The sequence below is a fragment of the Rhodoblastus sp. 17X3 genome, from assembly GCF_030056575.1.
Lineage (GTDB): Bacteria > Pseudomonadota > Alphaproteobacteria > Rhizobiales > Beijerinckiaceae > Rhodoblastus.
In genome coordinates this window covers 82,897-93,245 of sequence record NZ_JASHHX010000016.1, presented here as the reverse complement: position 1 = coordinate 93,245, position 10,349 = coordinate 82,897, and the positions used below count along the sequence as shown (strand labels likewise).

At 64.5% G+C, this 10,349-nt stretch carries 14 protein-coding genes; 6 read left to right on the top strand and 8 right to left on the bottom strand.

The window, feature by feature from the left end:
- Positions 1-478: 478 nt before the first annotated feature.
- On the bottom strand, positions 479-919 hold the full coding sequence (locus QM467_RS14880; protein ID WP_283367124.1) for a GNAT family N-acetyltransferase: 441 nt from the start codon (positions 917-919) through the stop codon (positions 479-481).
- A gap of 11 nt (positions 920-930) precedes the next feature.
- Between QM467_RS14880 and QM467_RS14875 the strand changes: the two genes are divergently transcribed.
- Complete coding sequence (locus QM467_RS14875; protein ID WP_283367123.1) at positions 931-1,926, top strand: polysaccharide deacetylase family protein; 996 nt, start codon at positions 931-933, stop codon at positions 1,924-1,926.
- 78 nt (positions 1,927-2,004) lie between these two features.
- Here the strand turns inward: QM467_RS14875 and QM467_RS14870 are convergent, their stop codons facing one another.
- Complete coding sequence (locus QM467_RS14870) at positions 2,005-2,280, bottom strand: hypothetical protein (protein ID WP_283367122.1); 276 nt, start codon at positions 2,278-2,280, stop codon at positions 2,005-2,007.
- A 156-nt stretch (positions 2,281-2,436) separates the two neighbouring features.
- On the opposite strand from QM467_RS14870, the gene QM467_RS14865 reads away from it, so the two are divergent.
- A complete protein-coding gene (locus QM467_RS14865) occupies positions 2,437-3,384 on the top strand; it encodes a GAF domain-containing protein (protein WP_283367121.1) in 948 nt (315 codons plus the stop codon).
- Between the two features lie 13 nt (positions 3,385-3,397).
- Here the strand turns inward: QM467_RS14865 and QM467_RS14860 are convergent, their stop codons facing one another.
- Positions 3,398-3,910 (bottom strand): YchJ family protein, encoded by a 513-nt coding sequence (locus tag QM467_RS14860; protein WP_283367120.1) that lies wholly within the window; start codon positions 3,908-3,910, stop codon positions 3,398-3,400.
- Positions 3,911-4,009: 99 nt separating this feature from the next.
- Positions 4,010-4,393, bottom strand: coding sequence for a hypothetical protein (locus tag QM467_RS14855; RefSeq protein WP_283367119.1), 384 nt, complete (start codon positions 4,391-4,393; stop codon positions 4,010-4,012).
- A gap of 167 nt (positions 4,394-4,560) precedes the next feature.
- Here QM467_RS14855 and ychF point away from each other — a divergent pair, with 167 nt between their 5' ends.
- Both ychF and QM467_RS14845 read left to right on the top strand, forming a co-directional pair.
- Positions 4,561-5,658, top strand: a complete 1,098-nt coding sequence (gene ychF, locus QM467_RS14850) for a redox-regulated ATPase YchF (RefSeq protein ID WP_283367118.1) — start codon at positions 4,561-4,563, stop codon at positions 5,656-5,658.
- A 97-nt stretch (positions 5,659-5,755) separates the two neighbouring features.
- Positions 5,756-6,796, top strand: coding sequence for a cation diffusion facilitator family transporter (locus QM467_RS14845; protein ID WP_283367117.1), 1,041 nt, complete (start codon positions 5,756-5,758; stop codon positions 6,794-6,796).
- A gap of 3 nt (positions 6,797-6,799) precedes the next feature.
- Here the strand turns inward: QM467_RS14845 and QM467_RS14840 are convergent, their stop codons facing one another.
- From QM467_RS14840 to QM467_RS14825, 4 genes are all read right to left on the bottom strand, one after another.
- A complete protein-coding gene (locus QM467_RS14840; protein ID WP_283367116.1) occupies positions 6,800-6,988 on the bottom strand; it encodes a YgaP family membrane protein in 189 nt (62 codons plus the stop codon).
- A gap of 40 nt (positions 6,989-7,028) precedes the next feature.
- A complete protein-coding gene (locus QM467_RS14835) occupies positions 7,029-7,667 on the bottom strand; it encodes a Crp/Fnr family transcriptional regulator (RefSeq protein ID WP_283367115.1) in 639 nt (212 codons plus the stop codon).
- Positions 7,668-7,741: 74 nt separating this feature from the next.
- A complete protein-coding gene (locus QM467_RS14830; protein ID WP_283367114.1) occupies positions 7,742-7,993 on the bottom strand; it encodes a GDCCVxC domain-containing (seleno)protein in 252 nt (83 codons plus the stop codon).
- Positions 7,994-8,009: 16 nt separating this feature from the next.
- Positions 8,010-8,900, bottom strand: coding sequence for a LysR family transcriptional regulator (locus tag QM467_RS14825; RefSeq protein WP_283367113.1), 891 nt, complete (start codon positions 8,898-8,900; stop codon positions 8,010-8,012).
- Positions 8,901-9,035: 135 nt separating this feature from the next.
- Here QM467_RS14825 and msrA point away from each other — a divergent pair, with 135 nt between their 5' ends.
- Positions 9,036-9,686 (top strand): peptide-methionine (S)-S-oxide reductase MsrA, encoded by a 651-nt coding sequence (gene msrA, locus QM467_RS14820; protein ID WP_283367112.1) that lies wholly within the window; start codon positions 9,036-9,038, stop codon positions 9,684-9,686.
- 29 nt (positions 9,687-9,715) lie between these two features.
- The gene (locus tag QM467_RS14815) at positions 9,716-10,309 is read left to right on the top strand and encodes a TIGR00645 family protein (protein ID WP_283367111.1); all 594 of its coding nucleotides are present in this window, start codon (positions 9,716-9,718) and stop codon (positions 10,307-10,309) included.
- Positions 10,310-10,349 lie beyond the last annotated feature (40 nt).

Sequence of the window (10,349 nt, the reverse complement as noted above, 5' to 3'; positions counted from 1 at the left end):
AACCGTCTGGCCAACGCCGCCCGTGGTCTGCACGTCATCGACCAGCTCAAGGTCCGAACTGGCGGCGTAAATGGAGCCGGACGCCATCTGCTCCACATCGTCCAGCGACGCCGCGATCCTCGACTCGAAAATGGTCGGGTCTGCCATGAGGATTCCTCTCATCAGATTCTGCTGATCGAAAGCGCGCGACAGTCATACTGTCATTTGACGGGGAGCCGCGCCCCGCATGCAAATCTTTGGCGATGCATCCCAAACCGCAATCAATCTCGCGTTAGAGCATGCCCTCGTACCTGCCTGATGTTTGGCTTGAACGATTTGCTTGCGATGAGAGGATAATTATGAATCGCGCCGGGCCGAAATGCTCGGATGCGCCGCTGGCTACCCCTTTTGGTTAATGCCGACAACCATCAGGACGAATGCTGCGACCTTTCGGAAGAAGGCCGCCCGGCGTCAATTTCAGAAAATGCAAGCGCCTTGCTCAAACAAGCGCCTTGCTCAAATAAGTCCGCGCAGCGCCGGGCGGGAAATTCTCGATCCGGCCGGCGACTGCAAAACCATTGGCGCGGTAAAAATCCAGCGCGCGCGGGCTGAACGTATCGAGATAGATCCCGATGCAGCCGCTTTCGCGCGCAAGGCTTTCGGTGGCGATCAGCAGGGCGCGGCCCAGACCCTGACCGCGCCAATCCGGCGCGACGAGGAATTGGGCGACATAGAGCCAACGCCAGTGGATCAGGCCATTGATCCCGCCGATCCAGCCGCCCGCCGTATCGCGCGCCGCCAGAACGAAGGCGCTTTCGTCGCGCGGGCCGAATTCCGAGGCGACTTCCGTCGCCAGAGCCTCCCGCGTCATTTGGCCCGAATCGGGCGCGGCCTCGCGCTGGATGCAAAAATTCTTGGGTTGCGACGAATTTTCGGTCATTTGTCTCGCATATGAGAAATGTTCTCGCGCTGGCCCTCGCACTCTGGCCCCTGACCCTTGCTGGCGCAAGCGCCGCCGACTGCGCGGCACCCTTTGTCGTGGAGGCGCCGCTCGACGGATCGCTGCAACCGACGAGCCGGGTCGAAAATCTCCAGATCACCTTGCAAAGCTGCCGCCGCGAGGGCGCCGAAGAGGTTCTGGCCACGCGAAGCCTGCGCATCGGCGGCGAAGAGCTGTTTGTCGCGGTCGATCCCGAACAGCTCGCCACAAGGCTGGAGCGCGCAGCCTGCTGGACCTGCAAGCCGACCACAGCGGAAGCGCAGCTGCATACGCGCTTCATCGGGTCGGTCGAGCGCCTCGCGCGGGAGCCCGGCAAGGCCCTCGCCCCCGGCGCGACCTGGCTCGACAACGCCGGCCTCAAGAGCGGGCGCGGCGGCGGCGCCTTCCTGTCCGGCGATCTTTGCCCCTCGCATCGGCCGCTGGACCGCGCCTTCCTGAAATCGCTGGAGCAAGGCGGCGCGGCGACGCCCATCGCGCTCTCCATCACCGGCCGGTGGATGGAGCAGCATGTCGCGGATTTTCTCTGGTTGCGGCAGGAAAAGGCGCAAGGGCGGCTGGCGATCAGCTTCGTCAACCATTCCTTCCATCACCCCTATCGTCCCGGCGTCTCGGATGCGCAGAATTTCCTGCTCGTCCCCGGCGTGGACATGACCAGCGAGATTCTGGACGTCGAGCGGCTGCTAATCGCCAATGGCGAGATCCCGAGCGTCTTTTTCCGCTTTCCGGGCCTGATTTCAGACCGCGCTTTGATGGAGAGGGTCCGCGAGGCGCATCTGATCCCGCTCGGCGCCGACGCCTGGCTGGCCCTTGGCGCCGCCGCTCATCCCGGCGCCATCATCCTCGTCCATCCCAATGGCAACGAACCGCTTGGCCTCAGCGACTTTGCGCGCTTGCGCGGAGCTGGCCGGCTGCCGCAACCCTTCCGCCCGATCGACGACGCGCCTTAGGCCGCACAAAAAAAGACCCGCTGTTCGCGGGCCTTTAGCAGCGCTCACCAGCCAGCCTGACCCCTCCGCTGAAGGACATCAGCCGCATACAACGACTTTCCGCTTCTTGCCGTTCTTGTCCGAACTGCGGTCGTCGCGGTAGTCGCGCGGGTTGAGCGAGCACTGGTCCACGCGCGCTCCAGCTTCGATCGCCGGCGGCGGCGCGCTTTCATATGCGGCCACGAGGATGACAGGAGCGGGTGTTTCCCGAGTGGCGAGTTTCGGCTTTTGCGGCTGCGCGGCCACCGCCGCCAGACCCGCTCCGAGCGCCAGAACGAGAACGAAACGAAAAAGCTGCCGATCCAACCCCCGCATGGCCACACCCTCCGCACTGGCCGCCTGACAAGCCTTTAACGCAGAGAAGCGAAAAAAGTTTCAAAAAAAAATCTGACGTATCTAAAATGCAACGCTTTCTTAACCTTATCCCGGCAAAGCCGAATCGCGGCCTGGCTGCGCGCGAAGGAGCTTTTCATGGCAAATGGCGGCAGTCAGGATTCGCAGCGCTCCACGCCATCCGCCGCGGCGATCCAGCCGCGCGGCTGGGCGATCGTCTGCGACGCCCAGGCCGCGCATGCGGTGGGCCATTCCGCCAATCTCGCCGAACTACTTCCGGCAAGGAATGGCGTATTCCTCGGCGCCGCGCTGCGCGATCTCGTGGGTTCGGAAACGTCGCACGCCCTGCGCAACGCCCTTTCGCGCGCAAGCGCCGCGCCGCGCCCCTCGCTGCTGCCCTTCCGCCCCATCGCGGGTTGCGAAGGCGCCTTCGATTTCGCGGTCCATGGCGCCGGCGAGCGGACGATCATCGAGATCGAACGCGCGGCCGTGCACGATTTCGACGCGCTCGACCGCGCGCGCGCCCTGATCGACCGCCTTTCCCGCTCCGACAGCCTCGACAAACTGGCGCTGATGGCGGCGCGGCTGGTCTTTTCCGTGCTGCAATGGGATTGCGTCACGATCCTGCGGATCACGCCGGAAGGCGCGGCCCACACGCTCGCCCAGCATAAGCATCCGGACTGGCCCGACGCGGCGCAGAACGCGGCCCTATCGGCGGATTTTTCGGCCGAGGCCCGCGCTTTGTATCTGGATGCGCGGCTACGCTTCCTGTCCGATTGCGCCGCTCCGCCTGTCGAACTGATCGGCGCTCCCGCGCCCGGTCTCGCCCTGGCCCATTTGCGCGCCGCGACCGCCGATGAAGCCGCGCGCTCCGCCACGGCGGGCTTCGCCGCGCTGCTTGCTATGCCGATCCGGGTCGAGGGCGCGCTTTGGGGCCTGCTGTTGGCGCATGATCGCCAGCCGCGCAGCCTGAACATCAACGAGCGCGCGGTGTTCGAACTGTTCGGCGATTTCCTGTCGCTATCCGTGCAGTCCGCGCTTTGGCGGCTCGAAGCGGCCGGGAACCGCCGCCCCAGCGCACGTTAACGGCGACAAGCCCTCAGGCGGCCGCGCCGCAACACTTCTTGTATTTCTTGCCCGATCCGCAGGGACAGGGATCGTTGCGGCCGGGCTGCGCGCCGCGCACGACCGTCTCGCCCTTCATCGGCAGTTCCCGCGCGAAACGCCAGCGGCCCTCGCCGTCGCGCCCGAACAGGGACCGCTCCTTGTGGGTCAGTTTCTTGCCGTCGCGATTGAAATGGGCGGCGAAGCTCACCACGCCGGTCTGGTCGCCTTCCTGGCCCTGTTCCGTGGCGAGGATGTCGAGGCCGAGCCATTCGGATTTCTTCGCCCAGTCGCTCGTCGCGGCGCGGTCGAAATCCGTGCGCTGGTCGTCCGCCAGCGTGTCGAACAGATAATCGACGTCTCCCTGGGCGAAGGCGCTGTAGCGCGAGCGCATCAGGGCTTCCGCCGTCGGCGGAAATTTCGTCCGGGCGAGATAGGGGCCGCAGCAATCGGCGAAAGCGAGCTTGTCTTGCGCCAGGGCGCGGCAGGGGCAGGTTTGTTCGGTCATGGCGCGGGTTTTAGCCGATTTCGCGCGTCATGCAACGACAACAATCATTTTGGCCAAGTTAGCTTCGGTTAAGTTCGCTTCGGCCAAGTTAGCCTCGGTTCACTTGGCTTTGGCGAATTCCTCAAGCACCAGCTCTCCATAGGGCGACGGCTTCGGCGCGATGGCGGCTGCGGGCTGGACGGCGGCGGGATCGGGCTCAGGCGGCGTCACGGCGGCGGCGGCCGGCTCTTCCGCGGCCGGCGTCTCCGGCTCCGCCTTGTCGCCCGTCTTGTTCTGGGCGGGAACCGGGCCGTGATAAAAGCCGAGCTTGGCCGCTTCCGCCTTGTCCACGCAGGTTTTTTTGGACTTCCAGAAAATCTGGCCGCGCGCGCATTGCTCCGCCCCCGCCGGCGAAGAGGCGAGGCCGAGCGCGAGGCAAGCGGCGACCGCCAGCGTCAGGCCGGCGCCGCGAAGAGAAACATGGAAGGCGAAAAGCTGTTTCATACCGTCCTATTCTGCGAGAACGCGCCTTTTCGCAACCTCCCGTGACAGAAATATGGCCAGCGCGCACGGCTTTCTGCGCCGCCCATTCGCCAAGTTGGGCTTGCCTTTTGGCCACGCGGGCCGCATACGGCCCGACAATTCCTCAATTCCAACCGGCGAGCGTTCCCATGGGTTTCAAATGCGGCATTGTCGGCCTGCCCAATGTCGGCAAATCGACCCTTTTCAACGCGCTGACGCAGACCGCGGCGGCCCAGGCGGCAAATTATCCGTTCTGCACCATCGAACCCAATGTCGGCGACGTCGCCGTGCCGGACCCGCGCCTTGAGACGCTGACGAAAATCGCAGGTTCGAAGGAGATCATCCCGACGCGGCTGACCTTTGTCGACATCGCTGGCCTCGTGCGCGGCGCCTCCAAGGGCGAGGGCCTCGGCAACCAGTTCCTGGCCAACATCCGCGAATGCGACGCCATCGCCCATGTCGTGCGCTGCTTCGTCGACGGCGACATCACCCATGTCGACGGCGAGGTCGATCCGATCCGCGACATCGAGACCATCGAGACCGAACTGATGCTGGCCGATCTCGAATCGCTCGAAAAGCGTATTGTCGCGCTCGAAAAAAAGGCCAAGGGCGGCGACAAGGACGCCAAGGAAATCGTCGACCTGATGAACCGCAGCCTTGTGCTGCTGCGCGAAGGCCAGCCAGCGCGTCTCGCCAAGATCGAGCCGGAGGAGCGCAAGCTGTTCGCCCAATTGGGCCTGCTGTCGTCCAAGCCGGTGCTTTACGTCTGCAATGTCGAGGAAGCCTCCGCCGACAAGGGCAATGAGTTTTCCGAACGGGTGCTGGCCCGCGCCGCCGAGGAAGGCGCCGTGGCCGTGGTCGTCTCGGCGCAGATCGAGAGCGAGATCGCGGTCATGCCCGCCGCCGAGCAGAAGGACTTTCTGGAAGCCGTCGGACTTGATGAGCCGGGCCTCAACCGCGTCATCCGCGCGGGCTACGGCCTGCTCCATCTCATCACCTATTTCACCGTCGGCCCCAAGGAGGCGCGCGCCTGGACCATCGAAAAGGGCGTCAAGGCCCCGGCGGCCGCCGGCGTGATCCATACCGACTTTGAGAAGGGCTTCATCCGCGCCGAAACCATCGCCTATGACGATTACGTCGCCTGCAAGGGCGAGGCGGGCGCGCGCGAAGCGGGAAAATTCCGCCTTGAAGGCAAGGAATATGTCGTCGCCGACGGCGACGTGCTGCATTTCCGGTTCGCCAATTGATCGGCCAAATTCGCGCTCGCGACGGCGGACCGTTCGATTCGCCCTTGATCCATCCAGCGCGGCGCGGTCTATCCTCGTGGTGGGAAAGGCGGGAGCAATGAGCGGCGAAACTGGCGGCCACGATCAGGAGCATCACGGACATGATCATCAGGATCATGCCTCGCATGACCACGATCACGCGCGATATGATCATGGCTCTCATGACCATTCCGAAGGATGCTCGGGCCACCGCCACAGCCATGGCCACGGCCATGTTCACGCGCCGGCGAGCTTCGGCACGGCCTTCGCCATCGGCATCGGACTGAATGTCGCCTTCGTCGTGATCGAAGCCGTCTATGGCTTCCTCAGCAATTCCATGGCCCTGCTCGCCGACGCCGGGCACAATCTCTCCGACGTGCTCGGCCTCGCGGTCGCCTGGCTCGCCAGCGAACTGGTGAAACGCACGCCGACGCCGCGCTTTTCCTATGGCCTGCGCAGCTCCTCGATCCTTGCCGCCCTCTTTAACGCGGTCTTCCTGCTCATCACGGTCGGGGCGATTTCGCTGGAGGCGGTCCAGCGTCTTGGCGCGCCGGAGCCTGTCGCCGGGCGGACAGTGATGATCGTCGCGGCCATCGGCATCGCGATCAACGGCGTCACCGCCTGGCTGTTCGCCTCCGGCGGCAAGACCGACATCAATCTGCGCGGGGCCTTCCTGCACATGGCGGCCGATGCGCTCGTCTCGGCGGGCGTGGTGCTCGTCGGCTTGCTGATCCTGCTCACCGGCTGGCTCTGGCTCGATCCTGTCGTCAGCCTCGCCATCAACGCCGTGATCGTCTGGGGCACCTGGGGCCTGCTGCGGGAATCGCTGTCCATGTCCATGGCGGCGGCGCCGGCCCATATCGACCCGGACAAGGTCCGCGCCTTCCTGGGCAAGCGTCCGGGCGTTTCCGCCCTGCATGATCTGCACATCTGGCCGATCAGCACGACCGAGATCGCGCTGACCTGCCATTTGGTGATGCCCGGCGGGCATCCCGGCGATTCCTTCCTGCACGACCTCTCGGCGGATCTCGCCCGGGCGTTCAAGATCAATCACGCCACGTTCCAGATCGAGATCCATCCGGAACTGGCCTGCGCGCTCGCGCCGGAAGACGTGGTCTGAGAGTTATTTCCGCTCGCAGCTGTTGAACCCCAGCAGCGTATAGGCCGGGCAAAAGCGCACGACGCCCGTGAGCAGCGGGACGAGTCCCACCCAGCCCCACGGAGTCTGCGGGCCGACGAAGACGCAGGCGATGAGGATGAGGCCGACGAGGATTCGCAACATGCGATCGAGGCTTCCGACATTCGCGGTCATGGGGTTCTCCTTCGGGTTCTCCTTGTTCCGAACTTCAATCTTAGGACATCCCGCGCGAAAAGTCGGTGACATGGGTCACGCAAGCCAGATCGGCTGATGCGAGATCGGCGAGAGCCTTGCGGTCGGCGAGGCAGATACGCCCTCGCCCGAGCCGCAGCAGCCCGGCGCGCTGGAATTCCGCGAGCTGGCGGCTCACCACTTCGCGCGCGGCGCCAATGTCCTCGGCGAGGTCCTGGTGGGTTGCGCCGAGTTCGCCTTCTCCGTCGGCGCGGGCGAGCAGGGCTGCGGCCAGGCGGGCGTCCACGCGCAGAAAGGCGATGGTTTCGATCAGCCGCGTCATTTCCGCGAGGCGCGCGCCAAAACGCTCGAAGACGAAACGGGCGAAATCCGGCGATTCGCGCAGCAGCCGTTCGAACAAGACCGGCGGGACCACAACCAGCCGCAGATCCGTTTCGGCCGCCCCTTCGGCGGAATATTCCAGCCCGCCCATCAGGCAAAGCGTGGTCTGGACGCAGGTTTCGCCTGGCGACACGCGATAGAGCAGCAAGCGGCGGCCATTCGCCGCCGTGACGCTGACGCGCGCGACGCCTTCGAGCAGCAGCACGAAGCCCTGGCAAGACGAGCCGGGCGCGAACAGGATTTTTCCGCGCGGAACGGTGAGCTCGACCAGATGCGCCAACGCTTCGCGCGCCGGCGCCGCGAGGCGGCCAAAGGGCGCAAAGGCGTCGAGCCAGGAGGATTCGTGTTCGGGCTTCAGTCGCTCGCCTCCTTGTCATCCCCGGATTTGGCGTCAATGGCTGCGCCGCGGCAAACCGAACCGCCCGCCTGGACAGGCGGACAGGGCGTGTCGCCATAGGAACAGAAGACGCAGCAGTCGCCGGGCTTCGGCTTCAGGACCACGCCGCAGGACTTGCACTCGTAGAAAAACTGGCAAGCGTCTGTAGGCATGGTTTCGCGTGAGCGATGGCCGCAGTTCGGACAAGTCAGTAGAGAGGTCGGAATCATGGAGCCTCCGTCGCCGTCAATGCCGCCACATCGGCGCATTGGCGACGAGAAAGTCGCGAAAGACCTGGACGCGCGCCACCGTCTTCATCTCCTCGGGATAGGCGAGCCAGCAATCGAAAGTCGGCATTTCCGCGCCAAGATCGAGCCGCGTCAGAGGCGAATTTTCGCCTACCACATAATCGGGCAGCACGCCGATGCCCGCGCCCTGCTCGATGGCCCGCATCATCGCGAAGAGATTATTGATTGAAAGCACCGGCTCGCGCGGGTTCTTGACCTCGCGCCCCAACGTGAGCAGCAGGTTGAGATTACGCAGATAGGGCGCGCCGGTGACGCCGAAGGCGACGACGCGATGAGCGTCGAGGTCGCTCGCGTTGCGCGGCGCGGCGAAACGCTGCAGATAGCCGCGCGAGGCATAGGCGGAATAATGCACCGTGAACAGGCGGCGGCGGATCAGGTCGCCCTGGGTCGGCTCCCACAGGCGCAGGGCGACGTCGGCCTCGCGCATCGAGAGATCCAGCTCGTCGTCGGTGAGGATCACCACCACTTCGATATCGGGATAGAGATCGCGGAAATCGGCCAGGCGCGGCGCCAGCCAGGCGGCGCCGAGGCCGGTGTTGGCGGTGACCTTGAGCCGGCCATGCGGCTTGTCGCGCGCATCCGAGAGCCGCACGCGCGCGCTTTCCAGCTTGCTCAGCACCTCCTGAACGGTGCGGAACAGGATTTCGCCCTGCTCTGTCAGCAGCAGCCCGCGCGCATGGCGATGGAACAGCGGCGTCTTGAGATCATATTCCAGCGCGGCGACCTGCCGGCTGACGGCCGACTGGCTCAGGCGCAGCGTCTCGCCGGCATGCGTGAAGGAGCCAGCCGCAGCGACGGCGTGAAACACACGCAACTTGTCCCAGTCCATTCCGTCCCCGTTTTCTTCAGCGCATTTTTTTCTTTCCGCGCTTATAGCGTGAAAATTCGCGGGAGGACTCGTCAATTCATCCCGTCATCCCCAAATCTGGGAAAATCCGAATTTTGCACATCCCCGGAGGGCGCCATGTTCTTCTCGCGCAAGAAACTGCAAGTCCCCACGGCCGCCGAAGCCCTGCCCGGCCGGGCGGAGCCGATCCCGACTGCGGCGAAACATTGCGTCAGTGGCCGCGACCTTGCCCCGCCTTTTCCGGATGGTTTGGAGCGCATCCTGTTCGGCATGGGCTGCTTCTGGGGCGCCGAGCGCCGTTTCTGGCAGGCGGGCGACGGCGTCTATGTCACCGCCGTCGGATATAGCGGCGGCGCGACGCCCAATCCGACCTATGAGGAGACCTGTTCCGGCCTCACCGGACATGCGGAAGTCGTTCTGGTCGTCTATGACCCGAAAAAAATCGAACTTTCGCGCCTGCTCGCGCTGTTTTGGGAATCGCATGATCCGACCCAGGGCATGCGTCAGGGCAATGATGTCGGCACGCAATATCGGTCCGCGATCTATACGACCAGTGATGAACAGCTGAAGGCGGCCGGAAAATCGAAAGAGCTTTACCAGCAGGCTCTTTCCGCTCACGGTCGTGGCGCGATCACCACGGAAATACGCCCGGCCGGGGAATTTTACTTTGCCGAATCCTATCATCAGCAATATCTTGCCAAAAATCCGGCAGGCTATTGCGGCCTCGCCGGCAGCGGCGTCGCGTGCCCCGTCGGCGTCGGCTTGTGATCTTCGACCACGGGGCGCGAGAGAACGGCATGAACGGCGGGAATGTGCGTTTCGGTAAACGGGTCGAACTGCTCATCCAGAACATCTTGTTCGCCAGCCGCTGGCTTCTGGCGCCCTTTTACGTCGCCCTCGCCTTGGCCATGGTCATCCTGCTGATCAAGGCGGGGCAGCATTCGTTGCACCTGCTGCATGACTCTTTCGGGTCCGAAGAATCGACCGTCGTGCTCGACACGCTCGGCCTGATCGACCTGACGCTGACCAGCTCGCTGGTCGTGCTGGTCATTTTGTCCGGCTTCGAGAATTTTGTCGCCAAGGTCGAGCCGGACGGCGCCTCCAGCCGTCCGACCTGGCTGACGCAGATCGACTTCGGCGGCCTGAAACTGAAGCTGATGTCCTCCATCGTGGCCATTTCCGCGATCCAGACCCTGCGCGTCTTCATGGATCTCGAGCGGACCAGCGACCGCGACCTGGCCTGGAACGTCGGCATTCATCTGTCCTTCGTGCTTTCCGCCGTGCTGCTGGCGCTCAGCGACCGCATTTCCCATGGCTCCGCCAACCATGGATCGGAGGCCCAAAGCGCCGCCAACCCTGACGCAACGCCCGCCAAGGATGGCGGACATTAGCGCGCTGGTGTATGGAAGCCGCATATCAGGCCCTCAGCGG

Bases quoted from the DNA above. Each gene is read 5' to 3' on its own strand.
- QM467_RS14880 (WP_283367124.1), bottom strand. From the start codon at position 919: ATGACCGAAAATTCGTCGCAACCCAAGAATTTTTGCATCCAGCGCGAG.
- QM467_RS14875 (WP_283367123.1), top strand. From the start codon at position 931: ATGAGAAATGTTCTCGCGCTGGCCCTCGCACTCTGGCCCCTGACCCTT.
- QM467_RS14870 (WP_283367122.1), bottom strand. From the start codon at position 2,280: ATGCGGGGGTTGGATCGGCAGCTTTTTCGTTTCGTTCTCGTTCTGGCG.
- QM467_RS14865 (WP_283367121.1), top strand. From the start codon at position 2,437: ATGGCAAATGGCGGCAGTCAGGATTCGCAGCGCTCCACGCCATCCGCC.
- QM467_RS14860 (WP_283367120.1), bottom strand. From the start codon at position 3,910: ATGACCGAACAAACCTGCCCCTGCCGCGCCCTGGCGCAAGACAAGCTC.
- QM467_RS14855 (WP_283367119.1), bottom strand. From the start codon at position 4,393: ATGAAACAGCTTTTCGCCTTCCATGTTTCTCTTCGCGGCGCCGGCCTG.
- ychF (WP_283367118.1), top strand. From the start codon at position 4,561: ATGGGTTTCAAATGCGGCATTGTCGGCCTGCCCAATGTCGGCAAATCG.
- QM467_RS14845 (WP_283367117.1), top strand. From the start codon at position 5,756: ATGAGCGGCGAAACTGGCGGCCACGATCAGGAGCATCACGGACATGAT.
- QM467_RS14840 (WP_283367116.1), bottom strand. From the start codon at position 6,988: ATGACCGCGAATGTCGGAAGCCTCGATCGCATGTTGCGAATCCTCGTC.
- QM467_RS14830 (WP_283367114.1), bottom strand. From the start codon at position 7,993: ATGATTCCGACCTCTCTACTGACTTGTCCGAACTGCGGCCATCGCTCA.
- QM467_RS14825 (WP_283367113.1), bottom strand. From the start codon at position 8,900: ATGGACTGGGACAAGTTGCGTGTGTTTCACGCCGTCGCTGCGGCTGGC.
- msrA (WP_283367112.1), top strand. From the start codon at position 9,036: ATGTTCTTCTCGCGCAAGAAACTGCAAGTCCCCACGGCCGCCGAAGCC.
- QM467_RS14815 (WP_283367111.1), top strand. From the start codon at position 9,716: ATGAACGGCGGGAATGTGCGTTTCGGTAAACGGGTCGAACTGCTCATC.